General features: G+C 63.3%; 17 protein-coding genes and 1 tRNA gene. 9 read left to right on the top strand and 9 right to left on the bottom strand.

The genetic code is table 11. The features are described from left to right. Nucleotides 1–45 precede the first annotated feature (45 nt). The 4 genes from NKH06_RS20945 (at nt 46) to NKH06_RS20930 (ending at nt 3,630) form a co-directional block, all read left to right on the top strand. On the top strand, nt 46–720 hold the full coding sequence (locus tag NKH06_RS20945; RefSeq protein ID WP_128287601.1) for a GntR family transcriptional regulator: 675 nt from the start codon (nt 46–48) through the stop codon (nt 718–720). A 19-nt stretch (nt 721–739) separates the two neighbouring features. Further along, nucleotides 740–1,069: an L-rhamnose mutarotase gene (locus tag NKH06_RS20940; RefSeq protein ID WP_352551219.1), complete on the top strand. Its 330-nt coding sequence runs from the start codon at nt 740–742 to the stop codon at nt 1,067–1,069. A 234-nt stretch (nt 1,070–1,303) separates the two neighbouring features. Continuing rightward, nucleotides 1,304–2,815 (top strand): UxaA family hydrolase, encoded by a 1,512-nt coding sequence (locus tag NKH06_RS20935; protein ID WP_352893832.1) that lies wholly within the window; start codon nt 1,304–1,306, stop codon nt 2,813–2,815. Nucleotides 2,816–2,883: 68 nt separating this feature from the next. Beyond that, on the top strand, nt 2,884–3,630 hold the full coding sequence (locus NKH06_RS20930; RefSeq protein WP_127289818.1) for an SDR family NAD(P)-dependent oxidoreductase: 747 nt from the start codon (nt 2,884–2,886) through the stop codon (nt 3,628–3,630). A gap of 14 nt (nt 3,631–3,644) precedes the next feature. On the opposite strand, the gene NKH06_RS20925 is transcribed toward NKH06_RS20930, so the two are convergent. The 6 genes from NKH06_RS20925 to NKH06_RS20900 all read right to left on the bottom strand — a co-directional run bounded on the left by NKH06_RS20925 (nt 3,645) and on the right by NKH06_RS20900 (nt 10,616). Further along, nucleotides 3,645–4,550 carry a dihydrodipicolinate synthase family protein gene (locus NKH06_RS20925; protein WP_352893830.1) on the bottom strand — a complete coding sequence of 302 codons (906 nt, stop codon included), beginning with the start codon at nt 4,548–4,550 and terminating at the stop codon, nt 3,645–3,647. An 11-nt stretch (nt 4,551–4,561) separates the two neighbouring features. Then, a complete protein-coding gene (locus tag NKH06_RS20920) occupies nt 4,562–6,274 on the bottom strand; it encodes an IlvD/Edd family dehydratase (RefSeq protein ID WP_352893828.1) in 1,713 nt (570 codons plus the stop codon). A gap of 14 nt (nt 6,275–6,288) precedes the next feature. Beyond that, the gene (locus tag NKH06_RS20915; RefSeq protein ID WP_352893826.1) at nt 6,289–7,068 is read right to left on the bottom strand and encodes an SDR family oxidoreductase; all 780 of its coding nucleotides are present in this window, start codon (nt 7,066–7,068) and stop codon (nt 6,289–6,291) included. 15 nt (nt 7,069–7,083) lie between these two features. Next, complete coding sequence (araH, locus tag NKH06_RS20910; RefSeq protein ID WP_352774473.1) at nt 7,084–8,034, bottom strand: L-arabinose ABC transporter permease AraH; 951 nt, start codon at nt 8,032–8,034, stop codon at nt 7,084–7,086. A 10-nt stretch (nt 8,035–8,044) separates the two neighbouring features. After that, nucleotides 8,045–9,556 carry an L-arabinose ABC transporter ATP-binding protein AraG gene (araG, locus tag NKH06_RS20905; protein WP_352893825.1) on the bottom strand — a complete coding sequence of 504 codons (1,512 nt, stop codon included), beginning with the start codon at nt 9,554–9,556 and terminating at the stop codon, nt 8,045–8,047. Between the two features lie 70 nt (nt 9,557–9,626). After that, on the bottom strand, nt 9,627–10,616 hold the full coding sequence (locus NKH06_RS20900; RefSeq protein ID WP_352893824.1) for an arabinose ABC transporter substrate-binding protein: 990 nt from the start codon (nt 10,614–10,616) through the stop codon (nt 9,627–9,629). 200 nt (nt 10,617–10,816) lie between these two features. Between NKH06_RS20900 and NKH06_RS20895 the strand changes: the two genes are divergently transcribed. Together NKH06_RS20895 and dgoD are read left to right on the top strand one after the other, a co-directional pair. After that, nucleotides 10,817–11,563: a FadR/GntR family transcriptional regulator gene (locus NKH06_RS20895; protein ID WP_352774471.1), complete on the top strand. Its 747-nt coding sequence runs from the start codon at nt 10,817–10,819 to the stop codon at nt 11,561–11,563. Between the two features lie 9 nt (nt 11,564–11,572). Continuing rightward, the gene (gene dgoD / locus NKH06_RS20890; protein ID WP_352893822.1) at nt 11,573–12,721 is read left to right on the top strand and encodes a galactonate dehydratase; all 1,149 of its coding nucleotides are present in this window, start codon (nt 11,573–11,575) and stop codon (nt 12,719–12,721) included. 192 nt (nt 12,722–12,913) lie between these two features. On the opposite strand, the gene NKH06_RS20885 is transcribed toward dgoD, so the two are convergent. Together NKH06_RS20885 and NKH06_RS20880 are read right to left on the bottom strand one after the other, a co-directional pair. Continuing rightward, nucleotides 12,914–12,989 (bottom strand) — tRNA-Ala (locus NKH06_RS20885). A 172-nt stretch (nt 12,990–13,161) separates the two neighbouring features. Next, nucleotides 13,162–13,551, bottom strand: a complete 390-nt coding sequence (locus NKH06_RS20880) for a TIGR02300 family protein (RefSeq protein WP_023811519.1) — start codon at nt 13,549–13,551, stop codon at nt 13,162–13,164. Nucleotides 13,552–13,757: 206 nt separating this feature from the next. Here NKH06_RS20880 and aroA point away from each other — a divergent pair, with 206 nt between their 5' ends. From aroA to rpsA, 3 genes are all read left to right on the top strand, one after another. Beyond that, the gene (gene aroA, locus NKH06_RS20875; protein WP_352439794.1) at nt 13,758–15,116 is read left to right on the top strand and encodes a 3-phosphoshikimate 1-carboxyvinyltransferase; all 1,359 of its coding nucleotides are present in this window, start codon (nt 13,758–13,760) and stop codon (nt 15,114–15,116) included. A 254-nt stretch (nt 15,117–15,370) separates the two neighbouring features. Then, entirely contained in the window at nt 15,371–16,021 is a 651-nt protein-coding gene (gene cmk, locus NKH06_RS20870; RefSeq protein ID WP_352864258.1) for a (d)CMP kinase, read from the top strand. A gap of 210 nt (nt 16,022–16,231) precedes the next feature. Further along, entirely contained in the window at nt 16,232–17,929 is a 1,698-nt protein-coding gene (gene rpsA / locus NKH06_RS20865) for a 30S ribosomal protein S1 (protein ID WP_023811516.1), read from the top strand. Between the two features lie 113 nt (nt 17,930–18,042). On the opposite strand, the gene NKH06_RS20860 is transcribed toward rpsA, so the two are convergent. Further along, the gene (locus NKH06_RS20860) at nt 18,043–18,750 is read right to left on the bottom strand and encodes an SDR family NAD(P)-dependent oxidoreductase (protein WP_023811515.1); all 708 of its coding nucleotides are present in this window, start codon (nt 18,748–18,750) and stop codon (nt 18,043–18,045) included. Nucleotides 18,751–18,802 lie beyond the last annotated feature (52 nt).

Genomic DNA, 18,802 nt, shown 5'->3' with positions numbered 1-18,802 from the left:
TAGTATTATCTAGCCATTTCTGGTGAACGAAGACACGGATTTACAATGGACCTGGATCCTTCGACGCTCAATCGGGCTCTTCCGCTCCGCGATCAGATCTACCACAAAATCCGCAACCTGATCGTCGTCGGGCAGCTGAAGCCGGGAGAGGTGATCAACGAAGTCGCCATCGCGGAGGCCCTGGGGGTGTCTCGCACCCCCGTTCGCGAAGCGGTCAAGCGCATCAGCGACGAGGGCCTGGTCAAAATCCTGGCACAGACCGGCACCTATGTCGCTCCGATCAGCCGGGCTGACCTGGAAGAAGCCTATGTCATCCGGCGGGCCCTGGAGATGGAAAGCGCCCGACGCGCGGCCGCCAAGTTCACAGCGGCAGCCAGCGAATTGCTGGAAGACAACATGGCGGCGCACCGGCTTGCCATATCGCGCGGCAGATATGCCACCGCGATACAACTCGACGATGTCTTCCACCGCACCATAGCCGAGATCTGCGGCCTGCCGATGATCTGGAGAGCCGTCGACATCTCGAAGGCACAGATGGACCGCGGACGCTATCTCGCCATCCCAAGACCGGGTTATGGCGAACAGACGATCGAGCAGCACGAGGCCATTTTCGACGCGCTGAAGCGCCACGACGCCGAGGGGGCGGCAAGGGCCATGGAACATCATCTCGAGACGTCGTTCCGCAACACGCTCGAAGTCGCCGCCGACCTTCTCGACTGAAGCCTCGCGAGCAACCGGCATGCAAAGAATGGGGCTTTGTATCGGCGTGAAAGCCGAGGCGATCGCGGACTACAAGCGCGTCCACGCCGCCGTCTGGCCCGAGGTGCTGGACGTCATCAGTCGCGCCGACATCCGTAACTATTCGATCTTCCTGCGCGAACCGGAGAACCTTCTGTTCGCCTCCTGGGAGTATCACGGCACCGACTTCGCCAGGGATGCGGCGCGGATGAGCGAGTCGCCGGCCATGCGCAAATGGTGGGAACTGTGCGACCCCATGCAGACGCCGCTACCGACGCGCGCCGACGGCGAATGGTGGGCGGCCATGCAAGAGGTCTTCCATCTCGATTGACCGTGTCCCGGGCGTGCGGCGGTCCGTTGTTTCATCCAGCCGTTTGCCGCCCTCAAACTCCGCCGCAAGGCGCACTCATTGCACGCTCACCTAACCGATCCGCCACTACGCCCCTGCAATCCAAGCCTTTCGCAACCGCACCTTGACCACTGACATTCTATTATATTAGTATTCTAAATCACTTTTGTCTCTCGACGCTCCTTGTCGGGGAGGCCTTCTTCAGAGTTTGGGTTCATGGCACGGTTCATCAAGCTGTCGGATATCGACAACATTCTTCTGGCGGTCGATCCGTTGAAGATCGGCGAAAAAGCCGGGGACGTGGCGGCCAGGGCACGCATACCGCGCGGGCACAAAATGGCCTTGCGCGACATCGGCTCGGACGAGCCGATCGTGAAATACGGCCAGACCATCGGGTTTGCGCGGGAACCCATCGTCGCCGGCGACTGGGTTCACGAGCACAATGTGTATCTGCGCAATTTCGAACGCGACTACGTCTTCGGCACCAATACCAGGCAAACCGAGGTCGTTGCCGAGGCCGAGCGCGCTACTTTCATGGGTTACCGCCGGCCGAGCGGCAAGGTGGGCACGCGCAACTTCATTGCCGTCCTGACCTCGGTGAACTGCTCTGCCAGCGTCGCCCGGTTCATCGTCGACGAGGTCAACCGGTCTGGCATCCTGCGCGACTATCCCAATGTCGACGGCATCATCGCACTCGTCCACGGCACTGGCTGCGGCATCGACACCAAGGGCCCCGCTTACGACCTGTTGAAACGGACGCAATGGGGCTTTGCCACCAACCCCAATGTCGGCGGCGTGCTGATGGTCGGACTCGGCTGCGAAGCGTTCCAGATCCCACGCTGGATGCAGTCGTACAACATCGAGGAGAGCACGATTTTCCGCACGATGACCATCCAGGAAACCGGCGGCACGCGAAAGACAGTCGAGGCCGGCGTCAAGGCGATCGTCGACATGCTGCCTACGGTGAACGCCGCCGAAAGGACTCCGCAGCCGGCCTCCGAACTGGTGCTTGCGCTGCAATGCGGCGGATCGGACGGCTATTCCGGCATCAGCGCCAATCCGGCACTGGGTGCTGCGGTGGACCTGCTTGTCGGGCAAGGCGGCACGGCCGTGCTCTCGGAGACGCCCGAGATCTATGGCGCCGAACATCTTCTCGCCTTGCGCGCCGAGAGCCGCGCGGTGGGTGAAAAGCTGATCGAGCGCATCCGCTGGTGGGAGGATTATACCGCCAGGCACGACATGGAGATGAACAACAACCCTTCGCCCGGCAACAAGCTGGGTGGGCTGACGACCATCCTGGAGAAATCGCTCGGCGCCTCCGCCAAGGGCGGCACCACCAATCTGCGCGCGGTGCTGGAATATGCCGAGCCGATCAACGAGCGCGGCCTCGTCTTCATGGATACGCCTGGCTACGATCCGGTCTCGGCCACCGGGCAGGTCGCCGGCGGCGCCAACATATTGTGCTTCACCACCGGCCGCGGTTCGGCCTTCGGCTGCAAGCCGACGCCCTCGATCAAGCTCGCCTCCAACAGCTTCATCTTCGAGCAGATGCGCGAGGACATGGACATCAATTGCGGAGACATACTGGACGGCGTCTCGCTGGCCGAGAAGGGCGAGGAGATCTTCGCCGAGATCCTGCGCGTCGCTTCCGGCGGGCGCACCAGGTCGGAAGCGCTCGGCTATGGCGACAACGAGTTCGTGCCATGGAGCCTCGGCGCGACGATGTAGCGATATCGCCCGCCTGCACAGGCCGGCCTTTATCCCGGAAGTAGCTCAAACGGAAAGAACCGCTCGACATGAACAGGATTGATCTTGACGGCCAGCACGCTGTGGTCACCGGCGGCGCCCAAGGCCTCGGCTTTGCGATGGCCAGACGCTTCGTCGCCTCCGGCGCGACGGTAACCTTGTGGGATCTCGATGAGGCTCGCCTCGAAACCGCCAAGAAGGAACTCGGCAACGCCGCCACGACAGAGATCGTGGACGTCGCCGATTGGGTGTCGGTGGACGCGGCGCGCGCCAGGACCGAAGAGCTGGCCGGCAAGATTTCCATTCTGGTCAATTCCGCCGGAATCGCCGGCCCGGCCGTCCCGCTCGACGTCTACGACATCGAGACGTGGAAAAAGGTCATCGACGTCAACGTCAACGGTACGTTCTACGTCAATCGCGCCGTGGTTCCCGGGATGAAGGAGCGCAATTACGGGCGGATCGTCAACATCGCTTCGGTCGCCGGCAAGGAGGGCAACCCCAACGCCTCCGCCTATTCAGCCTCGAAGGCGGCGGTCATCGGCTTGACCAAGTCGCTCGGCAAAGAACTGGCGCAGTACGACATCGCCGTGAACTGCATCTCGCCGGCCACGGCACAGACGCGCATCCTTGAACAACTGACGCCGGAGCATATCGAATATATGCGCTCGCGCATTCCGCGCGGCCGCCTGTTGGAGGTCGATGAGGCCGCTGCCATGGTCGCCTGGCTCGTCTCCAAGGAGAACAGTTTTACAACCGCCTCCACGTTCGACCTGTCGGGTGGGCGGACGACCTATTGAAAGGCAGTTGACGTTCAGCCAGGCAACCGACCGAGACCAATCGCAAAGCGCTCCACCATCGCGAGGCCAGGCTCGCTGGGCCGCATCGCCGGAGCCCGGTCGTGTATCGGGATGCCTGCGCGGGCGCCGAACAGCCGCTTGCCATAGCAGATCAAGTTTTCGATGCCTTGCATGACGAAGACCGCTGCCGGCAACATTCTTGCATATTCAGCCTCGGCCGTGGCTTCGCCTCCGGCGCGGAACGCATGATAGGCGCGCACGGCATAGTCGGCGCAATCCGGCGCCAGGATCATGCCGCGGCAACCGATGCGGAAATTGTCGATCAGTTCCAGGCCGCCACGCCCGTTGAAAACCGGTATCCGGCCATCGGTGCGCTCGATCAGCCCGGCGATGTCGGTAACCGGACCCTCGCCCTTGATCATCCTAACGTTGGGATACAGCGTGACGAGGTCGCGGATTTCGTCTGATGAAAGGCCGCGCCCGAAAAACGCCGGCGCGTTCTGGATCGCCACCGGCAGATCGGTCGCCTCGGCAACGCGGCCGAAGAAGCTGATGTATTCCGGCGTACCATAGGATCCGACCGGCGGCGGCTGCAGGATCACCCAATCCGCTCCCACGCTTTCAGCGTGCCGAACCTGCGCCACCTGCTCAGCCACAGAAGAACCGAAGATGGTGAAGGCGAGCGGCACTTTTCCGGCGGTGTCTTCCGCCGTCCAGTCCATGATCGTCAGGCGCTCGGCCTCAGTCAGCTTGGCGACTTCTGTTGCCAGACCGAGCGCCGCCATGCCGTGCACGCCGGTCGCCAGGCAGATCTCGACCTGCCGACGCATCGCCGCGCGGTCCAGCTGTTCGTTCACGTCAAAGAGCGCGTAGAGAATGGCGTGAATGCCGTGGAAATCGTCAGGCCGAAAATTAGGCATGCTGGTCGGCCTCAATGGCTTTCGCGTGGAATGGCGTGGCCACGGCTGCCGACAAGAAAGTCGAGGTCCGCGCCGCGATCCGCCTGCAGGACACGGTCGACGTAGAGACCCTGATAGCCGCCGCGCATCGCTGGGACGGGCGGTAGCCAGGACTCACGACGCCGCGCCAGCTCCTGTTCCGACACGTCGAGATGCAGCTTCCTCGCTTCGACATCGAGTTCGATCATGTCGCCGCTGCGGACCAGCGCCAGTGGGCCGCCGACAGCGGCTTCGGGTGCTGCATGCAGAACGACCGTGCCGAAGGCGGTGCCGGACATGCGGGCATCGGAGATGCGGATCATGTCGCGGACGCCTTGCTTCAGCAGCTTCCGAGGCAGCGCCATGTTGCCGACCTCGGCCATGCCGGGATAGCCCTTGGGGCCGCAATTCTTCAGCACCATGATCGAGCTCTCGTCGATGTCGAGCAAGGGATCGTCGACGCGCGCCTTGTAGTCGTCGATGTCCTCGAACACGACGGCGCGGCCGCGATGCTTCATCAATCCTGGCGAAGCAGCCGAAGGTTTGATGATAGCGCCGTCCGGCGCCAGATTGCCGCGCAGCACCGCGATGCCGCCCTGGGCGGTAAGCGCCTTGTCGCGCGGGCGGATAACCTCGGGATTGTAATTTTGGGCATCGGCGATGTTGTCGCGTACGGCCTTGCCGGTGACCGTCAGCGCGTCGAGATCGAGCAGATCGGCGATCTCCTTCATGACCGCCGGAATGCCGCCGGCGTAGCAGAAATCCTCCATCAGGAAGCGACCCGATGGCATCAGATCTAGGATGGTCGGTACGTCGCGGCCATAATGGTCCCAATCGTCCAGCGTCAGCTCAGTGCCGACGCGGCCGGCGATCGCCAGCAGATGCACAACCGCATTGGTCGAGCCGCCGATCGCACCGTTGACGCGGATAGCGTTGGCGAAGGCCGCCTTCTTGAGGATGGCCGACGGGCGCAGATCCTCATTGACCATCTCGACGATGCGCCGCCCGGTCGTGCGGGCGATGCGGCTGCGGCGTGCGTCGACCGCGGGATAGGCGGCGTTGCCCGGCAGCGCCAGGCCGAGTGCCTCGACCATCGAGGCCATGGTCGAGGCCGTGCCCATTGTCATGCAGTGGCCGGGCGAGCGCGACATGGCGCTTTCGGCATTGGCGAAATCCTGCTCGCTCATCACGCCGGCGCGGACGTCTTCCGAAAACTTCCACACATCGGTGCCGGAGCCGATCTCGCGGCCCTGGAAGCGGCCATTGAGCATCGGCCCGCCGGAGATGACGATCGACGGCAGGTCGCAGGAGGCCGCGCCCATGACCAGCGACGGCGTGGTCTTGTCGCAGCCGGCCATCAGCACGACACCATCCATCGGGTTGCCCCGGATCGCCTCCTCGACATCCATCGAGGCGAGGTTGCGAAACAGCATCGCCGTCGGGCGCAGATTGGATTCGCCGCAGGAGAAGACCGGGAATTCGAGCGGCAGGCCGCCGGCCTCCAGCATGCCCGCCTTGATGTGCTCGATCAGGCCACGGAAATGGACGTGGCAAGGCGTGAATTCGGAAAATGTGTTGCAGATGCCGATCACCGGGCGGCCGTCGAAAGCATCGTCGGGCAGGCCGTTGTTCTTCATCCAGCTGCGGTGGATGAAGGCATCCTTGCCTTGGCCGCCGAACCAGTGCTGCGATCGTCTCTTGGTCATGGTTTTCCCGGAATTCAGGCAGGATGCTGAAGCTGGCTGAGCCCGCCATCGACAACGAGCGTGGCCGCGTTCATGAACGGGCACTCATCGGAAATCATGAACACCGCTGCAAGCGCGATCTCGTGCGCCGCGGCGATGCGGCCGCCGGGATGCAGCGCCATCGTGTTGGCGCGCGCCGCCACCGGATCGGGAAAGCTGTTCCAGTAATCGATGGCCTTCTGCGTCTCGACATAGCCCGGCGCCAGCGCATTCACGCGCACGCCTTGCGCCGCATATTCGAGCGCCAGCGATTTGGTCAGGCCGAGCAGCGCGTGCTTGGCGACGGGATAGGGGAAGGTGTGCGGAATGATGGTGAAGCTGTGCGTCGAGGCGATGTTGAGGATGGCGCCGCCGCCGCTTGTAATCATGCCCGGCAGCACAGCCTTGCTGCAATTCCAGGCGCCCTTGACGTTGACGTCGAAATTGCGGTTCCACTCTTCCTCGGTCGCCTTGAGCGGCGTCGAGAACACATTGACCCCGGCATTGTTGATCAGCGCGTTGATGTGGCCGATTTCGTCGGTCGCTTGGCCGACGGCAGTGGCAATCGCGGCTCCGTCGCTGATGTCGGCTGCCGCATGCCCGACATGGCCGTGCGGCGCGGCAAGGCCGGCGACGGCCTTGTCCAGCAGTGCGCCGTCGCGGTCGACGAGGAACAGTCTTGCACCTTCGGCAAGGCAGGCCTCGGCGATGGCCAGCCCGATGCCTTGCGCGGCGCCGGTCAGGAAGATGCGTTTGCCGGAAAGGCGCTCAGCCATTTTTGTCCCTCCAGCTTAGCGCCGGCCCAGTGCCGACGAGCGCAGATTGTCGAGCAGCACGGCCAGCAGCAGGATCACGCCACGTACGATGTACTGGTAGAAGGCCGGGATGTTGAGAAGGTTCATGGCGTTTTCGGCGATGCCCATGATCAGCACGCCGACGATGACGCCCGACATGGTGGCGCGGCCGCCGGCGAGCGAGACGCCGCCGAGCACGCAGGCCGAAATGACCGAGAGTTCCAGCCCGACCGCCGCGTTGGGCTGGCCCGAGGTGATGCGCGACGCCAGCAGGATGCCGGCGATACCGCAGACGACGCCCTGCAGCGCAAAGATCCAGATGCGCGTCCAGTCGACATTTACACCGGCCAGACGCGAGGCCTCAGGATTGCCGCCGATGGCCAGCGTGTTCTTGCCGAAGACGGTGCGGTTGAGCACGAAACCGAAAATGCAAAACAGGATGGCAAGCACCCAGACCGGCGTCGGTATGCCGAGCAGTTTCGACAGCGCCAGCTGATAGAAATCCGAGCTGTTGATGCCGACGGCGCGGCCGTCGGACGCGATGAGCGCGAGGCCGCGCACGATCTGCATGGTGGCCAGCGTCGTTATCAGCGCGTTGATGCGGAATTTGGCGATGACGAGGCCGTTGATGAAGCCGACGAAAGCGCCGCAGGCGATTGCCGCCAGCAGGCCAAGCAGGATCGAGCCGGTGTAATTCGACGCCATCACAGCGACCATGCCGGCAAAGGCGACGATCGAACCGACCGACAGGTCGAAGTCGCGCGCGGCGAGGCAGAACATCATGGTGCAGGCGACGATGCCGACGGTGACCACCGACTGCAGCAGGCCGAGCATGTTGCGGTCCGTAAGGAAGTTCGGCACCAGAGCCGACACCAGCGCGAAGGCGACGACGAAGATGACGACGAGGCCCTGTTCGCCGAGCAGGATTTTTTTCAACTGGTCGGTCATGCCAAAGTCCTCAGGATGCGATCGCGTCGGGAGTTTTCTGATCGGGGAGAGCGGCGGCCAGGATCGCCCTTTCGGCGAACTGGTCGCGGGTGAGTTCAGCGCTGACGCGGCCACCGCACATCACCAGAATACGGTCGCAGATGCCCATCACTTCCGGCAGTTCGGACGAGACCACGACGATCGCCATGCCGTCCTGCGCAAGCTGGTAGAGCAATTCGTAGATTTCCGATTTGGCCCCTACGTCGATGCCGCGCGTCGGTTCGTCGACAATGAGAACCCGCACCCCTTGTTCGGACAGCCAGCGGCCAAGGATGACCTTCTGCTGGTTGCCGCCGGAGAGATTGATGATGTCCTGCTTGCGCGACGGCGTGCGCACCTTGAGCTTCTTGATGAAGGTTTCGGCGGTGGCGATCTCGCTGGCGCGGTTGAGCACGCCGAAGCGCGTGTGATGGCGCCGCGACGAGATGTTGATGTTCTCCTCGACCGAGCGGCCCTGGATGATGCCGTCATGCTTGCGATCCTCCGAGCACAGCACGATGCCGGCCCGGATCGTGCCACGCGGATCGGCGGCACGGACCAGCTTGCCGTCGACGGTGATGCTGCCGCCCGAGCGCGGATCGGCGCCATAGACCAGCCGCATCAGTTCCGAGCGCCCGGCGCCGATCAGGCCGAAGAAGCCGACGATCTCGCCTGCCCTCGCCTCCAAACTGGCCGGCGTCTTCAGTTTGGGGCCGCTGAGAGCGTCGACCTTCAGGCGGACATCGCCCGTTTTTCGTGCGCGAAAACCCCAGATATCCGAAATCTCGCGGCCGACCATCTCGGCGACGACCTGGTCGCGGGTGACGCCTTTCAGCGACGCATGGTGCGCCGCGAGCTTGCCGTCGCGCAGCACGGTCAGGCTGTCGCAGAGCCGGAACACTTCGTCGAGCCTGTGCGAGACATAGATGATGACCTTGCCTTCGCCGCGCAGGCGGTCGATCAGGGCAAACAGGATTTCGCTTTCGCGCGAGGAAAGCGACGAGGTCGGTTCGTCCAGCGCGATAACGCGTGCGTCGAGCATGACCGCCTTGGCGATCTCGACCATCTGGCGTTCGCCGATCGACAGCGTCTTGACCTTGCGGCGCATGTCGATGTCGATACCGGCCGATTTCAGCTTGGCGCCGACGTCGTCCATCATCCGGCGGCCGGCGATGATGCCGGCGTTGGCGGGGAAACGACCGAGGCTGAGGTTTTCGGCAACGGTGAGTTCAGGAACGAGTTGCAGTTCCTGATGAATGACAATGACGCCATTGTCGAAGGCATCCCGGGTCGAGGTATAGGCCTGAACCCTGCCGTCAATGCGGATCTCGCCCTCATCGGCATGCTGGTCGCCGGACAGGATCTTGATCAGGGTGGATTTGCCGGCGCCGTTCTCGCCCATCAGGCCATGCACGGCGCCTTTGTCGACACCGAACGAGACGTCCGACAGCGCCTTGACGCCCGGATAGGTCTTGGTGACGTGCGAGAAGTCAAGAAAGGACACGGGCAGCGATCCTCGTATGGAATGGCAAACAGGCGGCGGGATGAGCCGCCGCCTGTTTGTACAGGGAGGATTATTCGATGCCGAGGCCCTGGCGGACCTTCTGGAAGTCGTCACGCTTGGCGAGTGCACCGGACGTCAGGATCAGCTTCTCCGGTTCCTTGTTGTTGGCGACCCAGTCATACATGTTGAGCGCCGTCTCGTAGCCATGGCGCTTCGGCGAGATGATCACCGTGCCGACAAAGCCGGTGGCGGTCGGCTTCTTGAACTCGTTGATCGCCGAATCCGCGCCGCCAATGCCGACGCCGATCACGCTATCAGCGGGGATGCCGACGCTTTCGGAAGCACGCACCGCACCCAGCACCGCCTCGTCGTTGAGGCCGAAAGAAACCCACTTCTTGATGTCGGCATGGGCGTTGAGCACGACAGTCGCGGCGTTGAGAGCAGCTTCCGTGTCGGTCTTGGCCTGCGGCGCGTCGAAGATGTTCTCGGCCTTGAAGCCGTTCGCCTTGAGCACCGAGATGGCGCCTTCGACGCGATCGACCGCGGTTGGCAACTGGTCGTAGGAGACGCGGATGGCGCCGACCTCGTCGGCCTTCCAGCCGCGCGCCTTCATTTCGTCGACGATCGCCTGGCCGACGGCCTCGCCGATCTTGGTGGCCGAGATGCCCATATGCGGGACGTCTTCCAGCGCCTTGCCGTCGGCGCCGACCAGGCGGTCATCGACAGTCATCAGCTTGAGATTGTTGGCGGCGGCCTTGGCGACGATGCCGGGGCCGAGCTTCACGTCGGGCGTGCAGACGATGAAACCCTGCGCGCCCTGGGCGCCGAGATTGTCGATGGCCGACATCAGCTTCTCACCGTCTTCGGCGCCGATCTTGACGAGGGTAAAGCCCTTTTCCTTGGCGGCCTGGTCAGCGAACTTCCATTCGTCCTGGAACCACGGCTCCTCGGGCTGTTTGACGATGAAGCCGATCTTGGTGTCCTGAGCATATGCAGCGATGGTCGTGACGGACAGCACGGCAAGCGCGCCCGCGACGAGCGCGGTCTTCAAAAGTCGCATGATTACCTCCCAGCGATAGACCGGGCGCTCAGCCCGGATGCCGGAGTCTCTAATCGCTTTTATCATACTCGTCAATTGATCTGGTATGATAATTAAGGTACATGCTCTGACCAGCGGTCGCTGGCGCAATTGATCCGCATCCGTTAAGGCCGGACCGGTTGTGTGAAACCAGCGGTTCGCCGCCTTGGAGGAGGGCTGAGGTGACCGGGACTTTGAAGAAACCGCAAGGCGACACAGCCACTCGCCGCCCGCGCGTCATGCCCGATGTGACCAAGGCAATGGCCTCAGACATCTTTTCCGGGCGCTACCCGGCCGGATCCTCCTTGCCGACCGAAAACGAACTCGGCGTCGAATATGGCGTCAGCCGCACTGTCATCCGCGAGGCCCTGAAAGTGTTGGCGGCAAAGGGGCTGGTGCTGTCGCGGCCCCGCGTCGGCACGATCGTCTGCAACGAGGACGACTGGAACATCATCGACCCACAGGTGCTGGCCTGGCACGCGCCGCATGCACTGGACGACAAGCTGTTCGACGCCATTCTTGAAACGCGCCGGGCCATCGAGCCGCTGGTTGCCGAACTGGCTGCCACGCGCGCGACGCTGCAGGAGATCGCCGATCTGGAGGCCGCCTGGCGCGGCATGGCTGGCGCCGGCGAGGACCTCGCCGCCTTCTCGCGCAGCGACATCGCTTTCCACCAGATCGTCTATGCCGCGAGCCACAACCCGATCTTTCGCCAGATTGGCAATCTCATCGACACCGGGCTGAAATTCTCGCTCGAGGCCACGGCGGTGATTTCGCTCGACCGGCGCATGGAGGCCGTGGCGGCGCACCGCGAGGTGGTCGAAGCGCTGCGCATGCGCAATGCCGAGGCGGCGCGTGGGGCCGCAAACAAGATCCTCGACCTTGCGGCGCGCGACCTCGTCAGCGCCAAGAAACTCAAAAGCAACTGAGACCCGCGCATGAAAATCATCTCGCTCACCACCTACATCGTCCCGCCGCGCTGGCTGTTCCTGAAGATCGAAACCGATGCCGGCGTCACTGGCTGGGGCGAGCCGGTCGTCGAAGGCCGGGCGCTGACCGTCGAGGCAGCGGTCAAGGAGCTTGGCGATTATCTCGTCGGCAAGGACCCGCGCCTGATCGAGGACCACTGGACGGTGATGCATCGCGGCGGCTTCTACCGCGGTGGGCCGATCCTGATGAGCGCCATTGCGGGCATCGACCAGGCGCTGTGGGATATCAAGGGCAAGGCGCTCGGCGTGCCTGTGCATGAATTGCTCGGCGGCAAGCTGCGCGACACGATCAAGGTCTATTCCTGGATCGGCGGCGACCGGCCGGCAGAAGTCGCGGCGGGTGCCCGGGAAATGGTTGCGCGCGGTTTCCTGGCGTTGAAGATGAACGGCACCGAGGAGTTGCAGATCGTCGACAGCCACGACAAGATCGACGCCGCTGTCGAACGCGTCGCCATGGTGCGCGAGGCCGTCGGACCCAACATCGGCATCGCCGTCGATTTTCACGGCCGCGTCCACCGGCCGATGGCGCGCGCCCTGGTCAAGGAGCTCGAGCCCTACAGGCTGATGTTCATCGAGGAGCCGGTGCTCAGCGAAAACCGCGAGGCGCTGAAGGAGATCGCCGCGCTCGGCTCGACGCCGATCGCGCTCGGCGAGCGGCTCTACAGCCGCTGGGACTTCAAATCCGTGTTCGAGGAAGGCGTCGTCGACATCATCCAGCCTGATCTGTCGCATGCCGGTGGCATCACCGAATGCCGCAAGATCGCGGCGATGGCGGAAGCCTATGATGTGGCCGTGGCGCCGCACTGCCCGCTCGGGCCGATCGCGCTTGCCGCGTGCCTGCAGCTCGACGCGGTCAGCTACAACTGCTTCATCCAGGAGCAGAGCCTCGGCATCCACTACAACGCCGCCAACGACCTGCTCGACTATGCCGCCAACAAGGATGTCTTCCGCTACGAGGATGGTTATGTCGCCATTCCCGACGGCCCGGGCCTGGGTGTCGAGATCGACGAGGAGTATGTCAAGGAACGCGCTAGGGAAGGCCACCGCTGGCGCAACCCTGTCTGGCGCCACAAAGACGGCTCCTTCGCCGAGTGGTGATCGGGCCGGCTTCCAGTCTCTAAGCGCTCCATGAACAGTGAAGACTTTGTCCGGCGAACAGTTGCTCTCGAGAAATGGCTGGTTCGTTCCGTTTGATGGGGGCGCTTTCAGCGGCGTTGCCTGAACTGACCATCAAACGCAGATGACCGCAGTACCACACATTCATCGGCTGCGAATTGCAGAGGGACTGTTTGGTGGAGCCAATCGGGATCGAACCGACGACCTCTTGAATGCCATTCAAGCGCTCTCCCAACTGAGCTATGGCCCCACTTCCGGCAGTCAACCGGCGCCGTTTCCGGCGAAGAGATCCGGCGCGGGTTGGAGACCGCGCCGTTAGTGCAGGCGGCTTCTAACCCCGCCCTTCTCAGATATCAAGCCTTCAAGAGCCGCTTTTTCTTCGCAGGCTACGAAAGCCTGCAAACGCCCGCTTTCAAGGCCGATCAGACCTCGTCGTCGTCGTCGCCGACGCCGATCATGTCGGCAACGTCGTCATCTTCTTCCTCTTCGTCGGCGAGGAAGGTGTCATCCTCGTCGTCGCCGAGGTCGACGTCATCCTCGTCGTCGCCGAGATCCGGCAGGTCGTCGCCCTTGGCGTCCTCGTCGGCCTCTTCAAGCGAGACGACCTCGACGCCCTCTTCTTCCTCGGCGTCCACTTCCTTCTCGGCCACTTCCTCTTCCTCCTCGAGGGCGGCAATCTTGCCTTCCTCGAAATAGGAACGCGGATAGGTCTTGCCGGTGTAGGGCGAGACGATCGGGTCCTTGTTCAGGTCGTAGAATTTTCGGCCCGTCTCCGGGTCGATACGTTTTGTGCCAAGTTCGGTTTTTGCCACGGCAAGCCTCGTCAATAAAAGAGTGGTCCCCTTAACCACAGTTTGAAGCGCTGTCAAAGCGAAAAGCCGGCGTCACAAAACCATACGTTGAAAGGCGTCGCGTCAGTGACGACCATGGGGGATGACCATTTCGGCCCGCCGTGATACGAGACCGCCGCAACAAATGAAAAGCGCCGGCCTGCCGGCATTCCGTCCAGGGAAATTCCATGTCTCACGCCGCCGCGCCCAAGCCGGCCACCGCCCGCCAATCCCCAGCCCTTTCCGGCATCGCGCGCGTGCCGGGCGACAAGTCGATCTCGCACCGCTCCTTCATGTTCGGCGGCCTCGCCTCCGGGGAGACCCGCATCACCGGCCTGCTCGAAGGCGAGGACGTGATGCGCACAGGTGCTGCCATGAAGGCAATGGGCGCGCATATCGAGAAGAACGGCGACGAGTGGGTGATCCGCGGCACCGGCAATGGCGCACTGCTGCAGCCGGAAGGCCCGCTCGATTTCGGCAATGCCGGCACCGGCTCGCGGCTCACCATGGGCCTTGTCGGCACCTATGACATGGAAACGACCTTCATCGGCGATGCCTCGCTGTCGGGCCGGCCGATGGGCCGCGTGCTGGAACCCTTGCGCCAGATGGGCGTGCAGGTGTTGAAGGCGACGCCGGGCGACCGCATGCCGATTACGCTGCATGGGCCAAAGCATGCCGCCCCGATCACCTATCGTGTGCCGATGGCCTCGGCGCAGGTAAAGTCGGCGGTGCTGCTCGCCGGCCTCAACACGCCCGGCATTACCACGGTGATCGAGCCGGTAATGACACGCGACCACACGGAAAAGATGCTGAAGGGTTTTGGCGCCAATCTGTCGGTCGAAACCGACGAACGCGGCGTGCGCCACATCTTCATCGAAGGCCAGGGCAGACTGACCGGCCAGACCATCGCGGTGCCGGGTGACCCCTCCTCAGCCGGCTTCCCGCTGGTGGCCGCGCTGATCGTGCCGGGATCGGACATTGTGATCGAAAACGTGCTGATGAACCCGACCCGCACCGGCCTGCTTTTGACGCTCCAGGAAATGGGCGGCAAGATCGACATTTTGAACCCGCGCAACGCCGGTGGCGAAGATGTCGCCGATTTGCGCGTGCGCTACTCCGAGTTGAAGGGCGTCACCGTGCCGCCCGAGCGGGCGCCGTCGATGATCGACGAGTACCCCGTGCTTGCGGTCGCTGCCAGCTTCGCCGAGGGCGAAACGCTGATGCAGGGACTGGAAGAGCTGCGCGTCAAGGAATCCGACCGGCTGTCGGCCGTCGCCAACGGGCTGAAGCTCAACGGCGTCGACTGCACCGAGGGCGAGGCCTCGCTCGCCGTGCGCGGAAAACCGGGCGGCAAGGGGCTGGGTGGCCATCCGAACGGCCAGGACACGACCGTGCAGACCCATCTCGACCACCGCATCGCCATGAGTTTCTTGGTCATGGGGCTGGCGACGGAAAAGCCGGTGACGATCGATGACGCCGCGATGATTGCGACGAGCTTTCCGGAGTTCATGGGGCTGATGACGGGGCTGGGCGCGGAGATCGGCTAGTCGATGGCTTGGGACCAGATTGCAACGCTGGCGGGACAGCACCCCCCTCTGTCCTGCCGGACATCTCCCCCGCAAGGGGGGAGATTGGCGGCTTTGGCGCTCCATTCAATCCTGCAATATTGGCGATTGGCTAAGTCAGCGGTGATGGCTGATCTCCCCCCTTGCGGGGGAGATGTCCGGCAGGACAGAGGGGGGTGTGAAGAATCTCGGCGCCCGTCTTCTTCATCGCACCTGTCAATCGCGGCGGCCCGCCAATGACTCACACCTTCACCATCGCTATCGACGGCCCGGCCGGCGCCGGCAAGGGCACACTCGCCCGCCGGCTCGCCGACCACTACCGGCTGAACCTGCTCGACACCGGTCTCACCTATCGCGCCGTCGCCTATGCGCTGCTCCAGCACGCGCTGCCGCTCGACAATGTCTCGGCGGCTGAAACCGCTGCCCGCCAGGTCGATCTGGCAAAGCTCGACCGGACGGTCTTGTCGGCGCATGCGGTCGGCGAGGCTGCCTCCAAGGTCGCGGTGTACCCGACGGTGCGGCGTATCCTCGTCGAAAAGCAGCGCGACTTCGCCAAGACGCCGCCGGGCGCGGTGCTCGATGGGCGCGACATCGGCACCGTCGTGTGCCCCGACGCCGACATCAAACTCTATGTGACAGCGAGCGCGGAGGTGCGGGCACAGCGCCGGCTGTCGGAGATCGAAAGCATCGGCGGCACCGCTGATTTCACCGAAATCCTCGCCGATATCGTGCGCCGCGACGAGCGCGACATGGGTCGAGCGGACTCACCGTTGAAGCCGGCGGCCGACGCGCACTTGCTTGATACCAGCGAAATGGCTATAGAAGCCGCGTTTCTTGCAGCCATGGCGATCATAGACGACGTGCTGGCCAAAAGAGACAACGCCTGATCCGGGTTTTCCCTCGTATTTCCGTTGTCGGAGGCGAAGAAAATACCCATATCGGGCACGAACCAGCCTGCCAGCATTCTTCATGCGCCGGAATTGCCGCTTAAAGAGCGGCCCCAGGGTTTTTGTAGCCCGGAACGCCGGTAGGCCAAACGCAACGCTAACCCACGGCGCCCGTCCCGCTTTTAGATGCGGGGCACTCCAGGAGAAACAATGTCAGCTGCAAATCCCACTCGCGACGATTTCGCGAGCCTGCTCGAAGAATCTTTTACCGCCGGCCATTCCGGCGAAGGTCAGGTCGTCAAGGGCATCATCACCGCCATTGAAAAAGACATGGCTATCATCGACGTCGGCCTCAAGGTCGAAGGCCGCGTGCCGCTGAAGGAATTCGGCGTCAAGGGCAAGGACACCACCCTCAAGGTTGGTGACACCGTCGAAGTCTATGTCGAGCGCATCGAAAACGCGCTTGGCGAAGCGATGCTTTCACGTGAAAAGGCCCGCCGCGAAGAGAGCTGGGTCCGCCTGGAAGAGAAGTTCACCAAGGGTGAGCGCGTCGAAGGCGTCATCTTCAACCAGGTCAAGGGCGGCTTCACCGTCGACCTCGACGGCGCCGTGGCCTTCCTGCCGCGCAGCCAGGTCGATATCCGCCCGATCCGCGACGTCTCCCCGCTGATGCACAACCCGCAGCCGTTCGAGATCCTCAAGATGGATCGCCGCCGCGGCAACATCGTGGTGTCGCGCCGTACCGTGCTTGAGGAGAGCCGCGCCGAACAGCGTTCGGAAATCGTGCAGAACCTCGAAGAAGGCCAGGTTGTCGAAGGCGTCGTCAAGAACATCACCGATTATGGTGCGTTCGTCGACCTCGGCGGCATCGACGGCCTGCTGCATGTCACCGACATGGCATGGCGCCGCGTCAACCATCCGACCGAAATCCTCAACATCGGTCAGACGGTCAAGGTGCAGATCATCCGCATCAACCAGGAAACCCACCGCATCTCGCTCGGCATGAAGCAGCTCGAGAGCGATCCGTGGTCCGAGATCGGCACCAAGTTCCCGATCGGCAAGAAGATCAAGGGTACCGTCACCAACATCACCGACTACGGCGCGTTCGTCGAACTGGAGCCGGGCATCGAGGGTCTCATCCACGTTTCGGAAATGTCGTGGACGAAGAAGAACGTGCATCCCGGCAAGATCCTGTCGACGACCCAGGAAGTCGACGTGGTGGTGCTCGAGGTCGATCCGGCCAAGCGCCGCATCTCGCTCGGCCTCAAGCAGACGCTCGAGAATCCGTGGCAGGCTTTCGCCTCGAGCCATCCGGTCGGCAGCCAGGTCGAGGGCGAGGTCAAGAACAAGACCGAGTTCGGCCTGTTCATCGGCCTCGAAGGCGACGTGGACGGCATGGTGCACCTTTCCGACCTCGACTGGACCCGTCCGGGCGAGCAGGTCATCGAAGAGTACAATCGCGGCGACATGGTCAAGGCGCAGGTGCTCGATGTCGACATCGACAAGGAGCGCATCTCGCTCGGCATCAAGCAGCTGGCCAAGGATACGGTCGGCGAAGCGGCGACTTCAGGCGAACTGCGCAAGAACGCGGTCGTCACCTGTGAAGTCATCGGCGTCAAGGATGGCGGTCTGGAAGTGCGGCTGGTCGACAGCGGCATCGAAACCTTCATCAAGCGCTCCGATCTGAGCCGTGACCGCGACGAGCAGCGCCCCGAGCGCTTCACCGTCGGCCAGAAGGTCGACGCGCGCGTCATCGCCTTCGACAAGAAGACCCGCAAGCTGCAGGTCTCGATCAAGGCGCTGGAAATCGCCGAAGAGAAGGAAGCGGTCGCTCAGTACGGCTCGACCGACTCCGGCGCTTCGCTGGGCGACATCCTGGGTGCCGCGCTGAAGAAGCAGGGCAGCTAAGCCCTTCGCACCGCGAAGCCCTTCGAAGCGAAGTTTTCGCACAGGCTCGAAAACAAAACCCCGCCGGAACAATCCGGCGGGGTTTTTCTTTGACCGCGGTAAAGGGTGGAAGGTTACGCCCTGCCGTAAAGCGGCACCAGCGTACCACTCATCGCCAGATTGGCCGGCGATGCCAGATAGGCGATGGCCTCGGCGGCGGCTTCGAGGCTGACCCATCTGGTGACATCGGCATCCGGCATGTCGGCGCGGTTTGCCGGCGTATCGAGTGTCGACGGCGCCACGGCATTGACCAGGATGCCCTTGTGCTTCAGCTCTTCGGCCATCGCCACCGTCATGGCTGCCACCGCCGCCTTGCTGGCGGCGTAAGCGACCATGCCGGCGCCGCGTCGCGGATCGAGCCCGGCGCGCGCGGTGACGTTGACGATACGGCCCGCGGTATCCGATGCGAGCATAGAGCGTACCGCGGCGCGGCAGCACAGGAAGGCTGTGCGCGCATTGGTGTCCATCATCTCGGCAAAGGACGCCGACTCGATCTTTTCAACAGGTGCCGAGGTGAAGCCGCCGGCCAGATGGATCGAGCCCCAAAGGCCTGGAACCTGGCTGTAGAACGCTTCGACCTTGGCAGGGTCCGAGAGATCGACGTTGTGCACCAGCTGGACACGGTCATGCGTGGTAAAGGGGAAATGCGTGGGGGCGGCAGCATGGGCGTTGGGCACATGGCAGATCGCGCCGTCACTCAGCAGTTTGCCGACAACCGCACCGCCGAGCGCACCGGTCCCACCGGTCACGACGATATGCTTGCCTTCAAGTGTTTCCGTCATCTTGGACGCTCCTGTCATTTTTTTATCGTTAGGTCGTTTCTGTGCCGCCGAC

Origin of the sequence: Mesorhizobium sp. M1342, assembly GCF_040317955.1 — a bacterium.
Taxonomy (GTDB): Bacteria; Pseudomonadota; Alphaproteobacteria; order Rhizobiales; family Rhizobiaceae; genus Mesorhizobium.
The sequence above is the reverse complement of the archived record's forward strand: the minus strand, read 5'-3'. Positions and strand labels throughout refer to the sequence as shown.

Excerpts from the sequence above, each read along its gene's own strand:
- NKH06_RS20945 (WP_128287601.1), top strand. The coding sequence starts at position 46 with ATGGACCTGGATCCTTCGACGCTCAATCGGGCTCTTCCGCTCCGCGAT.
- NKH06_RS20940 (WP_352551219.1), top strand. The coding sequence starts at position 740 with ATGCAAAGAATGGGGCTTTGTATCGGCGTGAAAGCCGAGGCGATCGCG.
- NKH06_RS20935 (WP_352893832.1), top strand. The coding sequence starts at position 1,304 with ATGGCACGGTTCATCAAGCTGTCGGATATCGACAACATTCTTCTGGCG.
- NKH06_RS20930 (WP_127289818.1), top strand. The coding sequence starts at position 2,884 with ATGAACAGGATTGATCTTGACGGCCAGCACGCTGTGGTCACCGGCGGC.
- NKH06_RS20925 (WP_352893830.1), bottom strand. The coding sequence starts at position 4,550 with ATGCCTAATTTTCGGCCTGACGATTTCCACGGCATTCACGCCATTCTC.
- NKH06_RS20920 (WP_352893828.1), bottom strand. The coding sequence starts at position 6,274 with ATGACCAAGAGACGATCGCAGCACTGGTTCGGCGGCCAAGGCAAGGAT.
- NKH06_RS20915 (WP_352893826.1), bottom strand. The coding sequence starts at position 7,068 with ATGGCTGAGCGCCTTTCCGGCAAACGCATCTTCCTGACCGGCGCCGCG.
- araH (WP_352774473.1), bottom strand. The coding sequence starts at position 8,034 with ATGACCGACCAGTTGAAAAAAATCCTGCTCGGCGAACAGGGCCTCGTC.
- NKH06_RS20900 (WP_352893824.1), bottom strand. The coding sequence starts at position 10,616 with ATGCGACTTTTGAAGACCGCGCTCGTCGCGGGCGCGCTTGCCGTGCTG.
- dgoD (WP_352893822.1), top strand. The coding sequence starts at position 11,573 with ATGAAAATCATCTCGCTCACCACCTACATCGTCCCGCCGCGCTGGCTG.
- aroA (WP_352439794.1), top strand. The coding sequence starts at position 13,758 with ATGTCTCACGCCGCCGCGCCCAAGCCGGCCACCGCCCGCCAATCCCCA.
- cmk (WP_352864258.1), top strand. The coding sequence starts at position 15,371 with ATGACTCACACCTTCACCATCGCTATCGACGGCCCGGCCGGCGCCGGC.
- rpsA (WP_023811516.1), top strand. The coding sequence starts at position 16,232 with ATGTCAGCTGCAAATCCCACTCGCGACGATTTCGCGAGCCTGCTCGAA.
- NKH06_RS20860 (WP_023811515.1), bottom strand. The coding sequence starts at position 18,750 with ATGACGGAAACACTTGAAGGCAAGCATATCGTCGTGACCGGTGGGACC.